At 39.9% G+C, this 21,439-nt stretch carries 27 protein-coding genes; all 27 read left to right on the forward strand.

Annotation, left to right across the window (positions count from 1 at the left end):
* Positions 1-129: 129 nt before the first annotated feature.
* The 27 genes from EWH91_RS13240 (at position 130) to EWH91_RS13370 (ending at position 21,300) form a co-directional block, all read left to right on the forward strand.
* A complete protein-coding gene (locus EWH91_RS13240; RefSeq protein WP_483315840.1) occupies positions 130-333 on the forward strand; it encodes a phage holin family protein in 204 nt (67 codons plus the stop codon).
* Positions 334-335: 2 nt separating this feature from the next.
* Positions 336-1,274, forward strand: coding sequence for a GH25 family lysozyme (locus tag EWH91_RS13245; protein WP_129930599.1), 939 nt, complete (start codon positions 336-338; stop codon positions 1,272-1,274).
* Positions 1,275-1,413: 139 nt separating this feature from the next.
* Positions 1,414-1,632, forward strand: a complete 219-nt coding sequence (locus EWH91_RS13250; protein WP_129930601.1) for a hypothetical protein — start codon at positions 1,414-1,416, stop codon at positions 1,630-1,632.
* Positions 1,607-1,924, forward strand: a complete 318-nt coding sequence (locus EWH91_RS13255) for an rRNA biogenesis protein rrp5 (RefSeq protein ID WP_129930603.1) — start codon at positions 1,607-1,609, stop codon at positions 1,922-1,924. The genes EWH91_RS13250 and EWH91_RS13255 overlap by 26 nt, the downstream gene beginning before the upstream one ends.
* Positions 1,917-3,053 (forward strand): DUF2800 domain-containing protein, encoded by a 1,137-nt coding sequence (locus EWH91_RS13260; protein ID WP_129930605.1) that lies wholly within the window; start codon positions 1,917-1,919, stop codon positions 3,051-3,053. Before EWH91_RS13255 ends, EWH91_RS13260 begins: the two co-directional genes overlap by 8 nt.
* Positions 3,054-3,058: 5 nt before the next feature.
* Positions 3,059-3,610 (forward strand): DUF2815 family protein, encoded by a 552-nt coding sequence (locus tag EWH91_RS13265; protein ID WP_129930607.1) that lies wholly within the window; start codon positions 3,059-3,061, stop codon positions 3,608-3,610.
* Between the two features lie 73 nt (positions 3,611-3,683).
* On the forward strand, positions 3,684-5,042 hold the full coding sequence (locus EWH91_RS13270) for a DNA polymerase (RefSeq protein WP_206184334.1): 1,359 nt from the start codon (positions 3,684-3,686) through the stop codon (positions 5,040-5,042).
* 157 nt (positions 5,043-5,199) lie between these two features.
* Positions 5,200-5,799, forward strand: a complete 600-nt coding sequence (locus EWH91_RS13275) for a DNA polymerase family A protein (RefSeq protein ID WP_240697371.1) — start codon at positions 5,200-5,202, stop codon at positions 5,797-5,799.
* Positions 5,800-5,854: 55 nt separating this feature from the next.
* Positions 5,855-6,070, forward strand: coding sequence for an SHOCT domain-containing protein (locus EWH91_RS13280; RefSeq protein WP_003762658.1), 216 nt, complete (start codon positions 5,855-5,857; stop codon positions 6,068-6,070).
* 61 nt (positions 6,071-6,131) lie between these two features.
* Positions 6,132-7,694, forward strand: coding sequence for a recombinase family protein (locus tag EWH91_RS13285; protein ID WP_129930609.1), 1,563 nt, complete (start codon positions 6,132-6,134; stop codon positions 7,692-7,694).
* The gene (locus EWH91_RS13290; protein WP_129930611.1) at positions 7,695-8,111 is read left to right on the forward strand and encodes a recombinase; all 417 of its coding nucleotides are present in this window, start codon (positions 7,695-7,697) and stop codon (positions 8,109-8,111) included.
* 1 nt (position 8,112) lies between these two features.
* Positions 8,113-9,675: a recombinase family protein gene (locus EWH91_RS13295; protein ID WP_483315839.1), complete on the forward strand. Its 1,563-nt coding sequence runs from the start codon at positions 8,113-8,115 to the stop codon at positions 9,673-9,675.
* A gap of 142 nt (positions 9,676-9,817) precedes the next feature.
* The gene (locus EWH91_RS13300; protein WP_129930613.1) at positions 9,818-10,042 is read left to right on the forward strand and encodes a helix-turn-helix domain-containing protein; all 225 of its coding nucleotides are present in this window, start codon (positions 9,818-9,820) and stop codon (positions 10,040-10,042) included.
* 46 nt (positions 10,043-10,088) lie between these two features.
* Entirely contained in the window at positions 10,089-10,916 is an 828-nt protein-coding gene (locus tag EWH91_RS13305; RefSeq protein WP_129930615.1) for a serine protease, read from the forward strand.
* 25 nt (positions 10,917-10,941) lie between these two features.
* The gene (locus EWH91_RS13310; protein WP_206184335.1) at positions 10,942-11,607 is read left to right on the forward strand and encodes a hypothetical protein; all 666 of its coding nucleotides are present in this window, start codon (positions 10,942-10,944) and stop codon (positions 11,605-11,607) included.
* 1 nt (position 11,608) lies between these two features.
* Positions 11,609-12,019, forward strand: a complete 411-nt coding sequence (locus tag EWH91_RS13315) for a DUF6508 domain-containing protein (RefSeq protein WP_129930618.1) — start codon at positions 11,609-11,611, stop codon at positions 12,017-12,019.
* Between the two features lie 12 nt (positions 12,020-12,031).
* On the forward strand, positions 12,032-13,018 hold the full coding sequence (locus tag EWH91_RS14575) for a hypothetical protein (protein WP_206184336.1): 987 nt from the start codon (positions 12,032-12,034) through the stop codon (positions 13,016-13,018).
* A complete protein-coding gene (locus EWH91_RS13325) occupies positions 13,015-14,028 on the forward strand; it encodes a hypothetical protein (protein ID WP_129930620.1) in 1,014 nt (337 codons plus the stop codon). Before EWH91_RS14575 ends, EWH91_RS13325 begins: the two co-directional genes overlap by 4 nt.
* Positions 14,029-14,127: 99 nt before the next feature.
* Positions 14,128-14,571 carry a hypothetical protein gene (locus tag EWH91_RS14580; RefSeq protein WP_206184337.1) on the forward strand — a complete coding sequence of 148 codons (444 nt, stop codon included), beginning with the start codon at positions 14,128-14,130 and terminating at the stop codon, positions 14,569-14,571.
* Positions 14,572-15,104: 533 nt separating this feature from the next.
* Positions 15,105-15,611 (forward strand): putative immunity protein, encoded by a 507-nt coding sequence (locus EWH91_RS13335; RefSeq protein WP_129930622.1) that lies wholly within the window; start codon positions 15,105-15,107, stop codon positions 15,609-15,611.
* A gap of 126 nt (positions 15,612-15,737) precedes the next feature.
* Positions 15,738-16,463: a class I SAM-dependent methyltransferase gene (locus EWH91_RS13340; RefSeq protein WP_129930624.1), complete on the forward strand. Its 726-nt coding sequence runs from the start codon at positions 15,738-15,740 to the stop codon at positions 16,461-16,463.
* A 265-nt stretch (positions 16,464-16,728) separates the two neighbouring features.
* A complete protein-coding gene (locus EWH91_RS13345) occupies positions 16,729-17,310 on the forward strand; it encodes a DUF4256 domain-containing protein (RefSeq protein ID WP_129930626.1) in 582 nt (193 codons plus the stop codon).
* Between the two features lie 99 nt (positions 17,311-17,409).
* Positions 17,410-18,255 carry a tetratricopeptide repeat protein gene (locus EWH91_RS13350; protein ID WP_129930628.1) on the forward strand — a complete coding sequence of 282 codons (846 nt, stop codon included), beginning with the start codon at positions 17,410-17,412 and terminating at the stop codon, positions 18,253-18,255.
* A 321-nt stretch (positions 18,256-18,576) separates the two neighbouring features.
* Positions 18,577-19,539, forward strand: coding sequence for a tRNA dihydrouridine synthase (locus tag EWH91_RS13355; RefSeq protein WP_129930630.1), 963 nt, complete (start codon positions 18,577-18,579; stop codon positions 19,537-19,539).
* A gap of 154 nt (positions 19,540-19,693) precedes the next feature.
* Positions 19,694-20,044 (forward strand): DUF2200 domain-containing protein, encoded by a 351-nt coding sequence (locus tag EWH91_RS13360; protein ID WP_129930631.1) that lies wholly within the window; start codon positions 19,694-19,696, stop codon positions 20,042-20,044.
* Positions 20,045-20,409: 365 nt separating this feature from the next.
* A complete protein-coding gene (locus EWH91_RS13365) occupies positions 20,410-21,171 on the forward strand; it encodes a DUF1186 domain-containing protein (protein WP_129930633.1) in 762 nt (253 codons plus the stop codon).
* 63 nt (positions 21,172-21,234) lie between these two features.
* A complete protein-coding gene (locus EWH91_RS13370) occupies positions 21,235-21,300 on the forward strand; it encodes an SEC-C metal-binding domain-containing protein (RefSeq protein WP_129930663.1) in 66 nt (21 codons plus the stop codon).
* Positions 21,301-21,439: the final 139 nt, after the last annotated feature.

Genomic DNA, 21,439 nt, shown 5'->3' on the forward strand with positions numbered 1-21,439 from the left:
GGGTTCTGTAATATGGAATAAGTTTTCCAGGTCATTGAATTCTACTAACATTTGAAAACCACCTGTCGTTTTTAATTAGGTAGTTTCCAGTATTTCCAGGTTCATTCATTTTAATCAGCGAAGAAGCTGATTTTTGTTTTAGTGGGTGTAGCCAATATTTTAGACGTTTATGTGATTGGTGATGGGAGCGTACTAAGAACAGCGATTGTTTTCTTCTATCTATCAAATGAGGGAATTTCGCTGTTAGAAAATTCAGCTCACCTTGGACTACCGATCCCAGAGAAACTAAAAGATGTATTAAAGCAGCTCCATAAAAAGAACGAGGAGGAATAATCATGAAAACTACAGGAATTGATATCAGTACGTGGCAAAAACCAAGTCAGATAAACTATGACCAACTTGCAATAGAGGTTGATTTTGTCATCCTTCGAGCAGGATATACGGGCCACGGTACAGGAGTAAGTTTGCACAAGGATGATGCCTTTGAACAACACTATAAAGCCTTTCACGAGAGAGGTATTCCTATCGGTGTTTACTGGTACAGCTGTGCCAATACCAAAACCAAGGGCATAGCAGAAGCGAAGAAATGCCTAGAAATTATCAAAGGCAAGACCATCTCCTACCCTGTATTTATTGATACAGAGGATAATTATCACCAGCGACCAAGTGGCAAGAAAGCCATTACCGATGCTTTGGTAGGCTTTTGTGAAACCGTAGAAAATGCTGGCTATTATGCCGGCATCTATGCGTCTAGTTCTTGGTTTCAAGATTTAACAGAACTGGATCGTCTAGAACCTTATGATTTCTGGGTCGCTCAGTGGTCCAGTAAAGAACCGACTCTTCGTCATGGTATCTGGCAGTACACAAGCAAAGGTAAACTAAGTGGTTACTCAGGAAACTTAGACATGAACTATGCCTATAAAGATTACAAAGCGATTATCCAAAGTGCAGGGCTTAATCATCTTGGTAAAGAAGAAAATATACCTGCTCCTACAGAAAAGAAATCGGTTGAGACGCTGGCCAAGGAAGTCATTCAAGGCTTGTGGGGTAATGGTGAAGAACGAAAGAAACGCTTAACGGATGCAGGCTATGATTATGTGGCAGTGCAATCAAAAGTCAATGAAATGCTATCTAGTAAAAAGTCTATTGATGCCATCGCAAAGGAAGTCATTCGTGGCGATTGGGGTAACGGACAAGATCGAAAAAACAAACTGACAAATGCCGGTTATGACTACATTTCGGTACAAAAAAGGGTCAATGAACTCTTGAAATAAGAACTAGTAAGATTGCCTATCAAGGAGTATTTCTCTTTGGTAGGCATTCTTTTTTTCTAAACCGTCAGATTCTATTACCTCCCGTGGCTACTAGGTAGAGGGCAACAAATAAATCGCCCTTTGGAAAGAGGTGATGGATATGAAACACAATCTCAAAATTAGTATTTCTAAGAAACCACAGACAGGCGGACTTGTTACCTACCGTAATGTGTCCGTAAGGGAACGAATTCTTCGCTTTCTTTTAGGGAGTAAACAGCGTGTAACGATTGTGATCCCTGGAGATAGCATCGAGGAACTATCTATCTGTGAAATGACGAAAGGAGGTACTGACCTTGAGCAAAATAAAATTACTGCTTGAAGTGGTAAATGATATGCGAAGTCTTGCTGACAGCATACAGGCGGTTTGTAATGCAATGGCAGAAAGTGATTCTGCTCCCAAAGAAGTGCCTGCCACAAAGACAGAAACAGCAAACGAGCCGGATATCCCACTGGAAAAAGTGCGTATGGTACTTGCTGAAAAGAGCCAGATTGGGTTTACTGCCGAAGTGCGAGGACTCATTCAAAAGTATGGTGCAGACAAGTTAAGTGCGGTTGACAAGGCTTACTACGCTGACATCTTGAAAGATGCGGAGGAGCTTGGAAATGAGTAATCATGCAATATTATCTGCATCCTCATCCCACAGGTGGCTCAACTGCCTACCCTCTGCAAGACTTGAACTGGAGTTTGAAGACCAAAGTGGTGAGGCAGCAAAAGAAGGCACAGCGGCTCATGACCTGTGTGAACACAAACTAAAAAAGGCACTTCATATGAGAAGTCAGCGACCTATCTCTGAGTATAACTCTGATGAGATGGAGGAATGTACAGATGCTTACGTTGACTTCGTTATGGAGCAGGTGGAACTTGCAAGAAAGTCTTGCACAGATCCTATCGTTCTTATTGAACAACGTCTTGACTTCTCTTGTTATGTTCCAGATGGTTTTGGGACAGGAGACTGTGTAATCATTTCAGATGACAGACTTCACATCGTAGACTTTAAATATGGACTGGGTGTGCTAGTTGATGCAGTGGACAATCCACAGATGAAGCTCTATGCCCTAGGAGCACCTGGAATCTATGATCACCTGTACGACATTAAAGAAGTGTCCATGACGATCTTTCAGCCTAGAAGAGAAAATGTCAGCACCTGGACAATACCGGTGGAAGAACTAAAAGGCTGGGCGGAAGAGGAACTAAAGCCCAGAGCTGACAAAGCCTTCAACGGTGAGGGTGAATACATCCCCGGTCCATGGTGTACCTTCTGTAAAGCGGCAAACAGATGTCGGGCCAGAGCCGAAGAAAAGCTAAAACTTGCAGAGAAAGAATTCAAGATGCCACCTCTGCTGACGGATGCTGAGATAGAAGAAATCTTACTTATTCTTCCCGACCTTACCAAGTGGGCGAATGAAATAACAGCCTATGCCACTGATGCAGCAGTCAATCACGGTAAAGAGTGGAACGGTTTTAAAGTTGTGGAAGGTCGCTCGGTTCGCAAGTACAAAGATGAAGGAGCCATTGCAGAAAAAGCCGTGGCAGGTGGATATAAGGACATTTACAGAAAGAGCCTTATTCCGCTGACAGAGATGCAAAAACTGATGGGTAAATCCAAATTTGAGGAACTCCTCGGTGACCTCATTTACAAACCACCGGGTAAGCCGACTCTTGTTCCAAACTCAGATAAAAGACCGGCAATGAACGTAGCAGATGCTAAAAACGAATTTAACGAAATTATGGAGGATTAAATATTATGGCAAATATGCAAAACAAAACAAAAGTTATCACAGGTGTAAACTCAAGATTTTCTTACTTCCACGGATGGGAGCCTGTATCTATTAATGGTGGTGCAGAAAAGTTCAGCGTATCCGTCCTTATTCCAAAGGATGACAAGGAAACCATTAATGCCATCCATGCAGCAGTTGATGCTGCCATTGAGGAAGGTATCGCAAAGTTTGGTGGTAAGAAACCAAATAAGGCAGCCATTAAACTACCGCTGCGTGATGGTGATGTAGAGCGTGATGATGAGGCTTATAAAGGCCATTACTTCATCAATGCAAATAGCAAGACAGCGCCACAGATTGTAGATAAAAGTGTTAAGCCGATACTGGATCGTAGCGAGGTATACAGCGGTTGTTATGGCAGGGTTTCACTTAACTTCTATGCCTTCAACTCAAATGGTAATAAAGGTGTAGCTTGTGGCCTTGGTAACATTCAAAAAATTAGAGACGGAGAACCTCTAGGTGGTAAGTCTTCTGCAATAGATGATTTTACGACTCTTGTCGATGATGACTTCCTTGCCTAATAGAAACAATAAATTTGACGGTGGTGGAGGTCTTCCCTCTGCCACCTTTTTTCATTTAGGAAAGGTGGTAGCTATGAAGAACTTAGAAATTGATATCGAAACCTATTCATCTACCAATCTACAAAAGAGTGGTGTTTATCGTTACGTAGAAGCAGATGATTTTGAGGTGATGCTGTTTGGTTATGCGGTTGACGGTGATGAAGTTAAGGTCATCGATTTGATGAATGGAGAAAAGATTCCAAAAGAAATCCTAGATGCCTTAACCGATGAAACCATTACGAAGTGGGCATTTAATGCTCAGTTTGAGCGAGTATGCCTTTCACGTTATTTGGGCTATCCCACTGGGACTTATCTAAATCCTTCCTCATGGAAATGTTCCATGGTTTGGTCTGCCTATATGGGTTTACCTCTTTCTTTAGAAGGTGTAGGTGCAGTGCTAGGACTTGAAAAGCAAAAGCTGACGGAGGGTAAAGACCTGATACGATATTTTTGTCTTCCATGTGCTCCAAAAAAAATAAATGGTAGTAGAACCCGTAACCTACCCACTGATGAAATCGATAAATGGCAGCAGTTTAAAGCATATAACAAGCGTGATGTGGAGGCAGAAATACAGATACAACAAAGATTGATCAAGTTTCCAGTACCAGAGGACATCTGGGATGAGTATCATCTCGACCAAGAAATCAACGATCGAGGCATAAAGGTGGATATGGATTTTGTTAAGCAGGCCATCGCCATGGATGACATATCTCATGAAAAACTACTAACTGCCATGCAGCAGATAACAAATCTCGATAACCCAAACTCTGTACAACAGATGAAAAGCTGGCTTTGTGAAAATGGTCTAGAGATGGAGACTCTCGGTAAAAAAGCTGTCGCTGAGAAACTTAAGGAAACCGATGGTGAACTAAATGAAGTTCTTTCACTTCGTCAGCAACTGGCAAAATCCTCAGTAAAGAAATATACAGCAATGGAAAATGCGGTCTGTAGTGATTCAAGAGCTAGAGGTATGTTTCAGTTTTATGGAGCTAACAGAACAGGACGCTTTGCCGGAAGGCTTGTGCAATTACAAAACCTCCCTCAAAACCATATGCCAGACTTAAAAGAGGCGCGAAATATTGTTAGAAATGGTGATGTTGAAACACTAGAACTGCTCTATGAAGATATACCAGATACCCTCTCACAACTGATTCGTACAGCCTTTGTACCAAGAGTTGGTCATAAGTTTATTGTGGCTGACTTCTCAGCCATTGAGGCTCGTGTGCTTTCATGGCTCGCAGGCGAAACATGGCGAACAAAGGTATTTGCTAATGGTGGTGATATCTACTGTGCATCTGCCTCCCAGATGTTTAACGTTCCCGTTGAAAAGCATGGTGTGAACGGTCGCTTGAGACAGAAGGGTAAAATTGCTGAATTGGCACTTGGATCCTGAATTCCCGTGCTTTTATACCAAGGTTCTGATAATCCCTGATATTAAGGCATCTTTGGCAGATAGCAACCAGCATAATTATACCAATGGAAAAAAGACTATTGTATTAGAAATCCTTTTCTGATGCGCTTTTTGGACTACCTGGTATAATTTTCCGGGAATGCAGGTTGGATATGGTGGTTCTGTTGGTGCGCTAAAAGCCATGGGTGCATTAGAGATGGGGCTTGAAGAGGAAGAATTAAAACCGCTTGTGAATGCCTGGAGAATGTCTAATCCCAACATCACACAGTTCTGGTGGGATGTAGATCGGGCGGCTAAACAATGCGTAAAGGAAAATAAATCACAAGAAACCCATGGCATCGAGTTTCATTGTCTTAGTGGCATGCTTTTTATCATTCTTCCCTCAGGTAGACGGCTTACCTATGTAAAACCTCGAATTGGTGAGAATCAGTTTGGTGGTGAGTCTGTTACCTATGAAGGAGTAGGTGGAACAAAGAAATGGGAGCGTCTTGAAAGTTACGGTCCTAAGTTTGTAGAGAATATTGTTCAAGCCATCTCCCGTGATATTTTAATGTATTCAATGAAGATGCTTAGTACTTATCGTATTGTGGCTCATGTCCATGATGAAGTCATTATTGAAGCCAATACTCAAATATCTGTTACTGAAGTATGTAAACAGATGAGTCAAGTGCCACCTTGGGCAAAAGGGCTGCTCCTTGATGCCGATGGCTATGAATGTGAATTTTATCAAAAAGATTAAAGAAATCATCAGATTTCACCTCCTGCCGTGGCTACTAGGCAGGAGGTGTTTTTCTATGAACATTTATGAAGTAAAAGACGGCTGTCCTTTAAAGGGCAAGACCGAGCAGATGACAGAAGAAGAATTACAAAAGGAATATGACTTTCACATAGCCGAGAGTATTGTCGCAAACCTATATAAAGAAGGCAAAATCACAGCGGATGAATTACACAAAATATCAGCCTTGAACAGACAGAAATTCTCTCCCCGTTTAGCCGAGATTATGTCCTAAAAAGCTTGCTATTAATAGCTTTTAGAGTGATGTATGTAATGGGCGAAAGCGAGGTGAGATGATGAAAAAGATAACAAAAATAGATGAACTGCCCCAAGGACAACTACCTAATACGAATCTTAGGGTTGCCGCCTATGCTAGAGTCTCAACCGATAGTGATGAACAACTTGAAAGCCTTAAGGCACAGCGTGAACACTATGAGCGCTATATTAAGTCTAATCCAGAATGGGTATTTGCTGGTCTTTATTATGACGAAGGGATCTCCGGCACCAAGATGGAGAAACGGACTGAACTGCTCCGCATGATACGAGATTGTAAGCAAGGTCGGATAGATTTTATTATCACCAAATCAATCAGCCGCTTTGCTCGTAATACAGTAGATTGCCTAGAGTTAGTAAGAAAGCTGATTGATATCGGTGTTTACATTTATTTTGAAAAAGAGAATCTAAATACGGGTGATATGGAAAGTGAGCTGATGCTTTCTATTCTTTCAGGATTTGCTGCAGAAGAGTCTGCATCTATTTCACAAAACTCAACATGGTCCATTCAAAAGAGATTTCAAAATGGCAGTTATGTTGGTACTCCGCCCTACGGCTACACCAATATAGATGGTGAAATGGTAATCGTCCCAGAAGAAGCAGAAATCATCAAACGTATTTTTGCTGAGTGCCTTTCAGGGAAAGGTGGAGGTACTATAGCAAGAGGTTTGAACAAAGACAAAATCCCAGCAAGAAGAGGTAATCACTGGAATGCAGGCACGGTGATAGACATGCTCCGAAACGAAAAATACATGGGAGATGTTTTGTTACAAAAGACCTACACTGATAGTAACTACAACCGCCATTCGAATACAGGTGAAAAAGACCAGTACTATTACAAGGACAATCATGAACCTATTATAAGTAGAGAAGACTTTGCTAAGGCACAAGATCTCATTGATGAAAGAGCCAAGATGAAGTGTAAGGGCGTGAAAAAGAACGTTTATCTTAATCGATATGCTTTAAGTGGCAAGATTGTCTGTGGAGAGTGTGGTCGCAATTTTAGGAGAAAGACAAACTACTCAGCTGGTAGGAGTTACATTGCTTGGAGTTGCATCGGTCATATCGAAGACAAAGAGAGTTGCTCCATGTTGTTCTTGCGAGATGGAGAAATAAAAGCCACATTGACAACCATGATGAATAAGCTTGCTTTCAGTCATAAGCTAATCTTAGAACCACTATTCAAATCAATTAGCCAAATTGATGAAGAAAGCGACCGTGAAAGAATGGATGCTATTGATAAGCGAATGGAGCAACTCATGGAAGAACGCAACACCCTTATTACACTGATGGCCAAAGGTTTCCTTGAGCCAGCTCTTTTTAATCAGGAACGTAATGTCTTGGATAGTGAGATAAAAAATCTTACAACTGAAAAAACAAATCTGGTAACGAACTCTACGAGTGGGGTTTTACGAGCAAACGATATAAAGGACCTCATTAATTATGTGTCAGCAGATAATTTTAATGGTGACTACACGGAGGAACTATTTGAAGAATTTGTAGTGAACATCATTGTAAATTCCAGGGATGAGCTGACATTCAATTTGAAATGCGGTCTTTCCCTGAAAGAAAAGGTGGTGAGATAAATGGCATATATTCCATATGGATACAAAATTCAAGACGGAGTGGTTACTGTCGATGAAAAGGCAGCAGGTCAAGTAAAGGTATTCTTTGAGAAATACATATCAGGACTATCCCTTACAGTGGCTGGCGAACAGGCAGGTATTGATAAGACACACTCTGTGATGGGACGCATTTTGAAAAACGTCAACTACCTTGGAAATGATACGTATCCAGCAATCATTGATAAAGAGATATTTGATAAAGCTGAAGAAGTTAGAGATAAGCGTGCAAAGGATTTAGGACGAGTGGTAGAGCTTGCCGCTTTCACCTCTCCCCCTCCCAAAGAACGATTTAAAATGAGAAAGGCAGATAATAAGATGCCCGTGGATGCTTTTGAACGAGCAGAATACTTATACAGTCTGATAGAAAGCGAGGAATAAAGTGACAGAGAAAAATATAATGGTTATTCCTGCTCGTAAAAGGGTAGGAAGTACAGCCGCAAAAGAAAAGATAAAGAAACTTCGTGTTGCTGCCTATTGCCGTGTTTCTACAGAAACAGAAGAACAAAATTCTAGCTATGAGGTTCAGGTCGCACACTATACAGAGTTTATAAAGAAAAATAATGAATGGGAGTTTGCTGGCATCTTTGCAGATGATGGTATCTCCGGTACAAACACTAAAAAGCGTGACGAATTTAATCGTATGATTGCAGAGTGTATGGATGGTAACATCGACATGGTTATTACTAAATCCATCAGCCGATTTGCACGTAACACCCTAGACTGCCTTCAATACATTAGACAGCTCAAGGATAAAAACATATCCGTCTATTTTGAAAAAGAGAATATCAACACCATGGATGCCAAGGGCGAGGTTTTGCTGACTATTATGGCATCTTTGGCACAACAGGAAAGCCAGAGCCTTTCACAAAACGTTAAGCTTGGGCTACAGTACCGATATCAACAAGGAAAGGTGCAGGTCAACCATAAACGGTTTATGGGCTACACCAAAGATGAAGATGGAAATTTAATTATTGTCCCCGAAGAAGCTGAGATTATCAAACGCATCTACCGAGAATACCTTGAAGGTCAGAGTCTGGTGGGCATTGGTCGAGGCCTTGAAAAGGGTGGTATTTTAACAGCAGCGGGAAAACGAAGATGGCGACCAGAATCAGTTAAGAAGATCCTTCAAAACGAAAAATACATCGGAGATGCCCTTCTGCAAAAGACCGTCACAGTAGATTTTCTTACCAAGAAGCGAGTTAAGAACGAAGGGCATGTTCCACAGTATTATGTTGAAAATAGCCATGAGGCCATCATTCCCAAAGAATTATACTTGCAAGTTCAGGAGGAAATTCATCGAAGAAGCAATATCTACACAGGAGCAAGCAAGAACAAACGAATTTATAGTAGCAAGTACGCTTTAAGTGCCATCACCTTCTGTGGAGATTGTGGCGATATTTATAGGAGAACCTATTGGAATATTCATGGCAGAAAAGAATTTGTCTGGCGATGTGTGAGTAGAATCGAGCAAGGTCCTGAAGTTTGTAAGAACCGAACCGTAAAAGAAGATGAACTCTATGGTGCTGTAATGACCGCAATTAATAAGCTACTTGCTGGTGGCAACAACATGATAAAGACCCTGGAAGAGAACATTCATGCTGTGATTGGTGAAACCACAGAGTATCAAATTTCAGAGATTAACAACTTACTGGAGGAAAAGCAAAAAGAACTTATCAAGCTGGCGAACAAGGGTCAAGACTATGAACACCTAGCAGATGAGATTGATGAGCTGAGAGACAAGCGACAGATCCTTTTAGTAGAAGATGCCTCCCTCAGTGGCGAGAACGAGCGAATCAATGAGCTGATTGAATTTATCCGCAAGAACAAATTCCGCACCTTAGAATATGATGATAAGCTTGTAAGGAAGATAATCCAGAGCGTTACAGTCTATGAAGACCACTTCGTCATAGCCTTCAAATCTGGCATCGAAATGGAAATATGAAAACCAGAAGTAAATAGCCCATGACTCTACAGTAGAGTTGTGGGTTTTCTTTTGCTTGCTGATTATAATAATATTTTAATAACTATTGTGTTTATCAACCAAATGGTTTATAATATTCTTAGCGTAAACTTGGAGGTGCTGTATGACTACGGCAGAAATGATTAAAGAACTGTGTGAGCAAATGAATATAAGTGTTTCCGAACTTGCTAGACGTATTGGGCAGACTCCACAGAATTTCAATAAGAAATTACAACGAGAAACAGTAACCTTGGATGAGTTGAAGGTCATTGCTGATGTGCTAGGTGTCAAGTTTGTGCAGGCTTTTATATTGCCTGATGGCAATGAAATAAAGACGGGAAATCAATGAATGAACAGCAACGCCGTAGTATTACTAAATAAAAAGGAGATCTGATATGAAACCAATTAGTCTCACAGAGCAACTAATGTTTAATACTGTAAGGATAGAAGCACATGATGGTTCCTCAGGAACTGGATTTTTCTTTAATTTCAAGGAGGGTGAACTTACTATTCCTGTTCTTATTACTAATAAGCATGTTGTAAATTACAATAGAAATGAAACCGTAAAGTTCTTTTTACATTTGAGTGAAGAAGATGGTTCAACCACGGAAAACTATGCTATTACTCTACAAACAGACTGGTTTTTTCATTCCGAAAAAGATATGTGCTTCACATTTATTAACCCAATATTTGAGGAAGTAAAGAAACAAACAGGAAAACAAGTGTTTTATGTAGCTAATGAGGAAAGTTTGATTCCTAATAAAATAAAACTAATGGAACTGAGTGCTTTAGAAGAAATTGTAATGATTGGATATCCAATTGGGTTATGGGATAGTAAAAACAATTATCCAATTTTTAGAAAAGGATATACAGCGTCTCATCCAGCGTACGATTTTAACACAAAAGGAATAGGACTGGCAGATATTGCCGCTTTTCCAGGATCGTCTGGATCGCCAATTTATATTTTAAATGAAAATGGATATTCTGATAAAAAAGGTAATACTTATTTAGGAGCTAGAAGAATAATATTTTTAGGTATTTTATATGCGGGTCCAACGATGAATGCAAATGGAGAGATATCGGTTGTTGATATACCTACACAACAAAAGGTAATAAGTAGAACATCTGTAATGACTAATTTAGGTTATTATATTAAGTCAGAAGAATTACTTGAGTTTAAAAATTTAATTAGTGAAAAGGTAAAGCAACAGAATAGTAGGTAATGATTAAAGGAAGCAGTCTAATATGATGATTAGTCCGGAAAGTTACTATGAAGAGTATCTCAAAGGAAAAACAAAAGAAGAAATAATGACCGCCATCCGAGGACTTAAGCAAGAAATAGGTCACCTCAAAAATTCTATGGAAAACCCGTATAATGACATTAAAACTGTTATGCATCCAAGTGAAGTTACCCGCCTTCATTGGAGCCGTATATATTTGGATAAAGCCAAGCAAGCCTATGTTGAGGCTGGCGGAACTTATACTTTATCAAAGTCTGAAGAAAAGGCAGCCGATTTTGATGCGAACATAAATGCTATCTGCAAAATCACCTTTAACATTGGTGGTTACTTTGGCGGTTATAGCACCTATATTGTAGAGCTATCCGAAGAATTTAAAGCCTATACAAAGTTATGGGAAGATGTAGAACCACTTGTATTGTTGGATGATAATAAAGATCCCTTTATAAAGGATACTTTCATTGGGGCACTTAAGGAACTTCATATCGGTGAGTGGCGAAGACATTATACAACTAAACGCTTCGGATACATGGTACTTGATGGAACACAGTGGGAGTTGGAATTTGAATATAGTAATGGCCATAAGCCAGTAAGATTTGATGGCGATAACTCTTACCCTTATAACTTTGATAAGTTCCAGAGACTATTTGGCATTGATGTTACTGAGGAGGATTAGGATGAGTAAATTCGATATTTTGACAAAATACATACCTATGATTCAGACAGACAGTTTTGGAGAATGGGTTATTGATAAAGAAAACGATGGAACACCAGAACATCCAATACAGATGCCTTGTGTGCGGTATTCCGAAATGGTGAGCAACTTTATTGACGATGTTTATACCTTTGAAGAAAGCAATAAAGATATGGAGCTTACCCGCTATGGGGATATTCTCAAAGAAAATGGTCTTGAATGGGGAACCGACTCTATGAAAGATGCTGACGTTTCAAGCTTAAATGCACAGTGTGTGCTTGCGCTTCTTATGGGTGCAGTAAGAGCTGAGCGTTTCTGTGATGGTGCATTACTAGATTTCTTTAAAAGTGGCTACATATTGAAGTGGCTTGAAAGATTACAAAACATAGAGTAAGGAGGTTAACTAGTGGATATACGCAAATTAAAAGAAATGCCATATGATGAGTTACGTGTTTTATATAAGCAGCATTTACATAGTTTGAACATTTCAAAAGCAACCATAAATACTGCTTCCGTAGATACCTTCTATTTATGGAGAAAGGATAGTAAAACCCTTTTCTGGGATACGGTCTTATCTAATGATTTTGAGAGTGAAGCTAGGTCAAGATTATTGAAAACTCTTTCTGAACACTCGTCAGGTAATGTTAATGCTCTGGTAAGTGGCTATTTGTCTCACCTAAGAAAGTTTCGTTTGTATATAAATTCTGATAGTACTTGGGAGCAATCTGAAACCAATCAAGTAAAAACAGAAAAAAACACAAATTTACGAAGAACAAAAAAAGATATTGTCATCCCTTCTCCAACGGTTGAGCAAGTTGAGTTTTATCTTACAAAGTGGGATGGACTTGAAAATTATCATTTACAAGAGGATGCTCTCAATAAACTGTTTCTAGAACTGTGTCCAAATAATACAGACATTCTAGATATTCTGTTAAAAGCATCAACTCTTAATGATTTTTACAGTACGAACATTTTCTCAATCTATCCGGTAGCTAAACATATACGCTCTTTAAATATTGATACGAGACTCGATGCTGGTGATGTTACTCTAGTCAGAGATATCCAGCATGTAACGATTAGTAATAAAAAGAGAAGTTTTTACTCTTTTGCCACCAAATATTGTAGTCATCACAATCCACTTGATTATCCTATATATGATAGCTACGTTGATGAGGTGCTACGATATTTTAGAAATCGTGATAACTTCTCAGATTTCCAAAATGATGAGCTAAAAGATTACGTTAGATTTAAAGATATATTGATTGATTTTCGTGGGTTCTATGACTTGGATACATATAACCTAAAGCAAATTGATCAGTATGTTTGGCAGCTTGGAAAGGACTACTTCCCAAAAAATTATGGAAAGAAAAAGAGAGGAGACAAGCAGAAATGAAAATTCACTATTTTCAGAGATATCATGCAAAAGAAAATGTAGCTACGGCAAATACGATGTTGCTGTTATCTCGCCTATATCAATATTCCTCTGATAAGTTTTTTCGCTTTTTAAAGTCGGAGTTTTTCTCTGATTCCTTTGAGCCAGAAATCGTATTTAACTTACAAGAGAAGAGTGTTGATAGTATTCCTGATGCGACCATAACACAGGAAAGCTTTAAGATTGTTGTTGAAACAAAAATGTCTGACTGGTTTTATTCTGAACAGCTTATGAGACATTTGAATTCTTTTGGTGATGAGAAGTATAAGGTAATGATTACTCTAGCCCCTGAGATAATGGCAGAAGATAAAAAGAAGATTTTTGAACAACAATTAAAGGAATATAACTCTGCGCAAAGTAAACCAGTCATTCATATCAATACAACATTTGAAGGTATAGCAAATGCAATACAAGAAGTGATTGATGATAGGGATTATGAAATGCAGGAGGTTGTGGATGATTATCTGAATTACTGCTATAACGATGGACTCATCACGGTTTCAGATTCGTGGAAATTTATGAGGATGCAGTTAGCAGGGGCCACTCTTGATTTTAACGTAAGTGAAGATATTTACTATGACAATGTTGAGCGTGGTTTTAGGGCTCATGATTATTTAAGTCTATATAAAAACAAAAGTGTGCGTGCAGTGGGCAAGATTTGCGCACGTATTGTAGCAGTTGAAACTGAGGAAGGTATGCAATATGAGGCAGAGTATGGTGAGCTGACTGAGGAAAGAAAACGTAAAATTCTTCTTGCAATTACAGATGGTGATGAGCATGGATATGATTTAAGAACTATCAAGCACAGATATTTCTTTGTTGAGAAATTCTATGAGACTGATTTTAAGAAAATTACACCGAGAGCACCTATGGGAACGAGGGTATTTGATTTAACGCAAGTTCTGGAGACAGAGAATTTACCTGAAACACAGGAAATCGCTGAGTTATTAAAAAGTAAGACATGGAGTTAATAATCTGGTGCGTTGTTTGTTGTGTTGAAAACCACAATATCATCGCGAAAATTACAAGTACTGTTATAGAGGGATAGAAACTGAAAGGAGCGAAATCTTATGAATAAGGAAATCCAGAATAAAGAGGAATCAGAAGAAATTGCTGATGATAAGAATGGAATTGTGACTTGGGTGAAAGCACATAAAAAGCAGCTTGTTCTCATTGGAATAAGCATCCCTACACTTATTGCTATCGTGCTTGGATCGAAGAATAAAGATGCCATAAAAGAATTATTTGATAATTTGAAAGATGAGATAGAAAAGGCAAATCTTTATAGTGATAAATGGTTTGAAAATGCAACAGATGCAGAACTTGATACAGCACGAGAAAAAGTAAGACTAGACTATTGTTCATCAGGTGATGATTTTAAAGCGGCTTGTAGCCTACAGAACTTACTTGGAAGATTTGATAAAGAGATGAGCAAAAGAGCATGGGGCAATGAAACTCCACATGCACCAAGTATTCATCGTGAGCACGGATGGTATTTATCTAACGATGATTAAAAAGAGCAGGATCACTTAAATAATTGCAAAAAGTACTGCTTTCTGACATCAGTTAACCAAACTATGAAGAAGGCTAAATTCCTCCAGAAGAGTAGTATTTGGTTTCGATATATTGTCGAGAATCGTAAAGTAGTAGATATGTTCCCACATATGCAAGCCCTCAGTGGATATGTTCCCTCAAAGACAATAATGTTCAAGTGACTAATTTTTGACAGCTATGACTTCCTCTTAACACATGTGGAGACGGTATGTCTAATGTCAAGGGTCAAAGAATGAGTGTGTAAAAAAGGCTTGGAATAAGGGCTTTTGAGGTTTATTAGTAAAAATTTGATTTGCAAAAATCGTAAAAATATTGGTTCATGGGAACAAGTCAAAGCTGGTATTTTCGAGTGCGAGAGAGTGATTTAGATATCATAGTCCGGCGAGTAGTCAGGTTAGATGTAGGCGGGTAAAATAAGCTGCTTTTGCCCGAGAAGCCTGATGTTGAAGAGCAGTTTTGGACGACTGAGGATGACAATGGATGGAGGATTTTTATGATCGATATGAATAAGTTTTCACTAACAAAACACGATGATGAATTACTTGATATAATAAAACCTGTAAAACAGTATTCTAACGAGCATAGGATTTTAGCAATATGGGCTATTGATTGTTTGAATAGAATTTTACCTTTATTTGAAATGAAATATCCAAGTGAAATAATTTTAAAAACAGCAGTAGGTACTTTGCAAAAGTGGATAAATGGTGAAATAAAAATGTGGGACGCAAGAAAATACACATATACTGTTTTGGCTTTAGCAAAAACTATGGAAAAATATGATAAGCCATATTCGCAAATAGTGAGAGCTACTTCACATTGTTTAGCTACTTGCCATGTTCCCACTCATTCTGAGGGAACAGCTATGTATGTTGTTTCTGCGATAAAACTTATAAATAAAAGTAAAGATGATGCCGTAGTATTAATGGAAAACGAGAGAATATGGCAAATAAATCATTTGAAAGAATTAATGAAAAACCCTCTGTCAAAAATACAATCATAATATAATTATGAGCATAATACGAAGATAACAAATTCCCATTTTTCGAATATGTTAAGTGTCACTTAATGAGGCAGGATAGATAGTTCTACAACACTTAGATAAACAAAAATTTCTTGAGGTAGGCATATGAATAACATTTATGATGATAAGCAATTTTTTAACCAATACGCAAAGATGTCACGAAGTCAGCAAGGCTTATCCGGTGCGGGTGAATGGCATCAATTCAAGGCCTTGTTTCCTGACTTAAGCGGCAAAAGCGTACTCGATCTTGGGTGCGGTTATGGCTGGCACTGCAAATATGCAGCAGAGTGCGGTGCAAAACAGGTATTGGGTATTGATCTGAGTATAAAAATGATACAAGAAGCAAAGGAAAAAAACGCAGATCCTAAAATTACCTATCGGGTCTGTGGACTGGAGGAATATGATTATCCCGCCGATTCATACGATTGTGTAATATCCAATCTGGTGCTTCATTACATTGTGGATATTAATGAAGCTTTCAGAAAGATATACACGACTCTAAAAAAGGGTGGGGTTTTCCTTCTTAACATTGAACATCCTGTCTTTACGGCGGGTGTAAACCAGGACTGGATTTACGGTTCAAACGGCAAGCCTCAGTATTGGCCTGTGGATGATTACTTTTATCCCGGGGAGCGAGTTACCCATTTTCTTGGACAGGATGTTACGAAACAACATCATACACTGACGCAAATTCTAATGGGGCTTATAAAAGCCGGATTTCGGCTGGACGCTGTTGAGGAAGCAATGCCAAGTGCCGATATGATGGACATTCCGGGTATGTCAGATGAAATGCGCCGCCCGATGATGTTACTTATTAAAGCGCTGAAATAATGAATGGACTCGTCAAGAAAAGTCCGGTCAGGGGTTCGCGGGTGGCTAATTTATTGTTGCAATCCGCCACGATTATTTTTAGCACTTATTTAGCACTTATATTAAGTGGATACTCTATGGATATGTTTCCTTCTACCAATAGCCCTAAAATGCAGTGGATATGTTTCCGATTACGGACATATCCAAATGACATTTGTTCTGTCCTCTCGAGCCATGTTGAGACGGTCGAACTGCTACAAAGGAATTTGTAATTAAACAACAGGAAATGAGGAGCTCTGGAGTGGATAATGAAAAAAGGAAGCTGTCATCAGAACAATGTGCAGAAATACTCGGTGTATTGAAAGCACGCTTTGAGAAAAACATGAATCGTCATAAAGGACTCGAATGGACTAAAATACAAGCAAAGCTGGAAACGAATACTGAAAAACTGTGGTCCCTCAATGAAATGGAAATAACCGGCGGTGAACCAGATGTTATTGGTCACGATATAAAGATGGACGAATACATTTTTTATGATTGTTCAGCGCAAAGTCCTAAAGGTCGCAGAAGTTTTTGTTACGACCGCAAGGCACTGGAATCAAGGAAAGCACACAAACCAGAAAACAACGCTTTGGACAGGGCTGCTGACATGGGTATTGAACTATTAACGGAAGAACAATACCGGGAGCTGCAGAGACTTGGAAATTTCGATACTAAAACATCGAGCTGGGTGAAAACACCTTCTTATATCAGAAAACTCGGTGGGGCCATTTTTTGTGATCGTCGCTACGACACTGTCTTTGTGTATCACAATGGAGCAGAAAGTTACTATGCTGCCAGGGGTTTCCGGGGCTCACTGAGGGTCTGAATTTTGGTTAGAACGGTTTTGATTGTGGTAGCTGAACAAATTTAATATTTTGAAAATGAAGGGTAAATTTGTCACAGAAATCGAGAGGGGAGAAGAATCATGGCTAAAATTGGAAGAAATCCCGTTAACAGGCTTATGACCTATGAAGAAGTGAACGCACTAAGTACCAATGAAATCATTCACAAGTTACAAAAATTTGGCATTCCATTTAAACAGGAAACATTTTTAAAAGATGTTGAAAAGTTTTACTCTGCCGAAGAGCTTTCGGAGAATTGGTTTGATCAATATACGGTTACCGCAAAGGGTAGAGATGAAGATTTCCCCTGGCTGGCGGCATGGATTTTATGGGAAAGATTGGCTCCATCAGGAAAACAATCCATGGAACAAATGGATAACTTAATTGACAGGGGTTATGAGTATGTAGATGAAAATGACGCAACATCTGCATGTGATATATGGTTGACAGTCTGGGAGGCAATAAAGGACAGGATCAACCCTGAATACCAAAACTTAGATTATTTGGACAAGCACTATAAAGGCAGTTTTTTTATTCGAAATTTTTGCCAGGATCTGGAAGGTGAACTTCATAATGCGGGTGTGAATAAACCTGCTTATTTTAAAAAAAGAATAAATTATTGTCGTGAGTTCTGTCACTTTTTTCCCAAAGAAAGTGAGATAATTCATAATATGCGGCGTGCCATTGCGGAATCTTACGCTGAATTAGGCCAATATGAAAAGGCTGACTCCGAGTTTGAGAAGTTAGTGCAAGATTTTCCTGACAATCCCTGGGGCTATATTGGCTGGGGAGATTTGTACTTCTTTGGACAAAAGAAGGATGTTCATAAAGCACGAGAAGTATACGAAAAGGGCTTAACAATTGCCAGGGATCAAACGGCTATTGAAGCAATAAAAGAGAGACTGGATGAATTAAAGGAAGAACGATAAACATCATGTTTTTAACATGGATCGATTCCGTCAAGCGTTCTAACAAAATCCCCAACCGGTGTGACCACTTTTTCATAGTCATTGCGGAAGTACACTGGCGACGTCATGCTTCACCCTGGCCTAGTCCTTCAAAAGCCGGACGGTTCATCCCGGGTTCTAAACTCGACTTCGACAGTTGCAGGCACAAATCCTTCAAGTGATCGATTTAGGGTATGTCATTTGATTTAGTGAGCCTGATCGTGCTATAAGTGTTAAGAAAGCAATTTTGGGGATGGGTTTTTGATCTGGCATCCCATATAATGTGAGGATTTGAATGTAACGATGATCGATAATTTTTGGCGTGATTTACCACGACCTTTTTTTGCCTTGGCACCGATGGAAGAAGTAACGGATGTTGTTTTTCGCCATGTCGTGCGTGCAGCCGCCAGACCTGATGTGTTTTTTACAGAGTTTACAAACACAGATAGCTATTGTCACCCGGAGGGGATCTATAGTGTGCGTGGGCGTCTGACTTTTACAGAGGATGAACAGCCTATTGTCGCCCAAATATGGGGGGACAAGCCCGAATACTTTCGGCAAATGAGTATTGGTCTGGCGAAGCAGGGGTTTCGTGGTGTTGATATCAATATGGGCTGTCCAGTGGCTAATGTGATAAAGAAAGGGAAGGGAAGCGGCTTGATCCTGCGTCCCGAAGTCGCAGCCGATGTCATACAGGCAACAAAAGTCGGGGGATTGCCCGTAAGTGTGAAGACAAGGCTAGGTTACACGAATGTAGATGAATGGCGTGACTGGCTGACACACCTGTTGAAACAAGGCATTGCTAATCTGTCCATTCATCTGCGTACGAGGAAGGAAATGAGCAAAGTAGATGCCCACTGGGAACTCATCCCGGAGATTAAGAAACTGCGTGATGAGGTGGCACCAGATACACTTTTGACAATCAATGGCGATATCCCTGACCGTCAAACCGGTCTGCAACTCGCGGATCAGTATGGTGTGGATGGGATAATGATCGGGCGTGGCGTTTTTAAAAATCCATTTGCTTTTGAAAAAGTACCGAAAGACCATAGCAGTATGGAACTGCTTGATCTCTTAAGGCTGCATCTGGATCTCCGTGATCACTATTCGGAAAAATTAGAGCTGCGTCCGTTTAAAGCTCTTCATCGTTTTTTTAAGATTTATGTCCATGGTTTTCGAGGGGCAAGTGAACTAAGAAATCAACTGATGAACACAGAGACAACCGATGAAGTGCGTGCATTGCTTGATCACTTTGTCCGGCAATAAGACAAGGGCGATCCGGAGTGGCAAAGTAACCGAAAACCTGCCGCGCCGGAAGACAGAGAAAATCTCGTGGCAGATGTCGACGTTCGGGCAGGGTGGGGACCTCATCGATATCACGCGGTGAGGGTAAACATGAAGCGAAAAGGGATGATACTTTATGAAAAATGAGCGCGTGTACAAAATGGCCTTTTCGAGAGTTTATCCGCTCTACATTCAAAAGGCTGAGCGAAAAGGGCGCAGCAAATCTGAGGTGGATGCTGTGATTTGCTGGCTGACGGGGTATGACGATGCAGGTCTTGCGGAACAAATTGACAAGAACACTGATTTTGAAACGTTCTTCGCCAATGCGCCGCAGATCAATCCCAACGCCGTCAAAATTACAGGCGTGATTTGCGGGCATCGCGTCGAGAAGATTGAAGAACCGCTTATGCAGAAAATTCGTTGGCTTGACAAACTGGTGGACGAATTGGCGAAAGGCAGGCCGATGGAGAAGATTTTGCGGAGATGAGGGTGAAATTTCACCACTGCTGCCGGAGATGACAGGACTTAATCTTTTACTATGCTGACTTGTTCTCGCCAATGGATGTAAGATATAGAAATACTGTGGATTTGGTCCCACACACGATAAAGGCCTTAAAAATCATGTTGGACATATTCCCCCGAATGGAAAAACGGATAAAAACAGACCTGACATTAATCCGATGCCAGTCGTTCCATGCCGAATGGTGTGTGCCGTAAAAAAATAACAGAGAGATGAGGGCCCAGGAAACGGTAATAGATTTTCGGACTACCATTTTTATCTCTATTTTTTCATCAGACTTTGTTAAAAAATGTATTGGCGGCCCCATACATCTATGAAAGGATCATGAGCAAATGAAACAGATAATCGAGTCCATCAAGTATTATAATGGAACATTTCCGAAGGATCAGCTGAAGCAAATCATTGAAAGAAAAGACGAGGCCATTCCGTTTCTTATTGAGATCGTCGAAGAAGTTGTCAAACATCCTGATGAGTATGAAGAGAAGCGAATAGATCTTATTTATGCTTTATATCTGTTATCGCAATTCCGTGTCAAAGAACTATTTCCATTATTAGTGAAAATTCTGCACCTTCCGGATGATAAACTTGATTTGATACTGGGAGACGTACTTACCGAAGGAACAAGTCGTATGCTTGCGTCCGTTTATAATGGAGACATTCAAATGCTTCAGCAACTGATCGAGAATAAAGAGTTAGATGAGTTTGCGCGCGGTCAAGGTCTCAGCGCACTGGTCATCCTTGCCCTGAATGGACAGATCGAGAGGGAAAGGATCGTCAAGTATCTTGAAAGTTTGCTCACGGAAAAACTGTCTGATGAACATTACTATTTTAATGCCCATATTATCAACTGTTGCACGGACTTGTATCCGCAAGAAACCTATGATTCTATAAAACGTGTTTACGCGAAAGGCAGCGTAGATACGATGGTGATCGGTTTGAAGGATGTAGAAAGCGTTCTACAGTCCACTAAAGAGGAAACGCTTAATCAATCCAGAAATAACCCATACTTTCAATTCATTGAGGATTCGATTGCTGAAATGGAATGGTGGGCATGTTTTGATAAGAACGGGGAGAAGGAACAACTTCTATGGTAAAAAGAATTAGCGAAGAGCACATATCATCTCGAATCAAGTCATCAGCCCGTTAAATTTGACAAAATTGGACGGAATGATCCTTGTCCTTGCGGCAGTGGACTGAAGTATAAGAAATGCTGTGGGAAGTGAGGGGAAACCCCACTGTGAGGAGAAAAAATAGCAGATGGCCCATATCGCGGTGAAAGAAGGTCAATAGATGAAGGATGAATGGGAGAAGAGAGTAAGTGATATATTAAGAGACGTTCTTTCCGAAAAATCGGGTATGATA

The sequence above is a fragment of the Sporolactobacillus sp. THM19-2 genome, from assembly GCF_004153195.1.
Taxonomy (GTDB): Bacteria; Bacillota; Bacilli; order Bacillales; family Sporolactobacillaceae; genus Sporolactobacillus.

Excerpts from the sequence above, each read along its gene's own strand:
- EWH91_RS13245 (WP_129930599.1), top strand. The coding sequence starts at position 336 with ATGAAAACTACAGGAATTGATATCAGTACGTGGCAAAAACCAAGTCAG.
- EWH91_RS13250 (WP_129930601.1), top strand. The coding sequence starts at position 1,414 with ATGAAACACAATCTCAAAATTAGTATTTCTAAGAAACCACAGACAGGC.
- EWH91_RS13260 (WP_129930605.1), top strand. The coding sequence starts at position 1,917 with ATGAGTAATCATGCAATATTATCTGCATCCTCATCCCACAGGTGGCTC.
- EWH91_RS13265 (WP_129930607.1), top strand. The coding sequence starts at position 3,059 with ATGGCAAATATGCAAAACAAAACAAAAGTTATCACAGGTGTAAACTCA.
- EWH91_RS13270 (WP_206184334.1), top strand. The coding sequence starts at position 3,684 with ATGAAGAACTTAGAAATTGATATCGAAACCTATTCATCTACCAATCTA.
- EWH91_RS13275 (WP_240697371.1), top strand. The coding sequence starts at position 5,200 with ATGCAGGTTGGATATGGTGGTTCTGTTGGTGCGCTAAAAGCCATGGGT.
- EWH91_RS13280 (WP_003762658.1), top strand. The coding sequence starts at position 5,855 with ATGAACATTTATGAAGTAAAAGACGGCTGTCCTTTAAAGGGCAAGACC.
- EWH91_RS13285 (WP_129930609.1), top strand. The coding sequence starts at position 6,132 with ATGAAAAAGATAACAAAAATAGATGAACTGCCCCAAGGACAACTACCT.
- EWH91_RS13290 (WP_129930611.1), top strand. The coding sequence starts at position 7,695 with ATGGCATATATTCCATATGGATACAAAATTCAAGACGGAGTGGTTACT.
- EWH91_RS13300 (WP_129930613.1), top strand. The coding sequence starts at position 9,818 with ATGACTACGGCAGAAATGATTAAAGAACTGTGTGAGCAAATGAATATA.
- EWH91_RS13305 (WP_129930615.1), top strand. The coding sequence starts at position 10,089 with ATGAAACCAATTAGTCTCACAGAGCAACTAATGTTTAATACTGTAAGG.
- EWH91_RS13310 (WP_206184335.1), top strand. The coding sequence starts at position 10,942 with ATGATTAGTCCGGAAAGTTACTATGAAGAGTATCTCAAAGGAAAAACA.
- EWH91_RS13315 (WP_129930618.1), top strand. The coding sequence starts at position 11,609 with ATGAGTAAATTCGATATTTTGACAAAATACATACCTATGATTCAGACA.
- EWH91_RS13325 (WP_129930620.1), top strand. The coding sequence starts at position 13,015 with ATGAAAATTCACTATTTTCAGAGATATCATGCAAAAGAAAATGTAGCT.
- EWH91_RS14580 (WP_206184337.1), top strand. The coding sequence starts at position 14,128 with ATGAATAAGGAAATCCAGAATAAAGAGGAATCAGAAGAAATTGCTGAT.
- EWH91_RS13335 (WP_129930622.1), top strand. The coding sequence starts at position 15,105 with ATGATCGATATGAATAAGTTTTCACTAACAAAACACGATGATGAATTA.
- EWH91_RS13340 (WP_129930624.1), top strand. The coding sequence starts at position 15,738 with ATGAATAACATTTATGATGATAAGCAATTTTTTAACCAATACGCAAAG.
- EWH91_RS13345 (WP_129930626.1), top strand. The coding sequence starts at position 16,729 with ATGAGGAGCTCTGGAGTGGATAATGAAAAAAGGAAGCTGTCATCAGAA.
- EWH91_RS13350 (WP_129930628.1), top strand. The coding sequence starts at position 17,410 with ATGGCTAAAATTGGAAGAAATCCCGTTAACAGGCTTATGACCTATGAA.
- EWH91_RS13355 (WP_129930630.1), top strand. The coding sequence starts at position 18,577 with ATGATCGATAATTTTTGGCGTGATTTACCACGACCTTTTTTTGCCTTG.
- EWH91_RS13360 (WP_129930631.1), top strand. The coding sequence starts at position 19,694 with ATGAAAAATGAGCGCGTGTACAAAATGGCCTTTTCGAGAGTTTATCCG.
- EWH91_RS13365 (WP_129930633.1), top strand. The coding sequence starts at position 20,410 with ATGAAACAGATAATCGAGTCCATCAAGTATTATAATGGAACATTTCCG.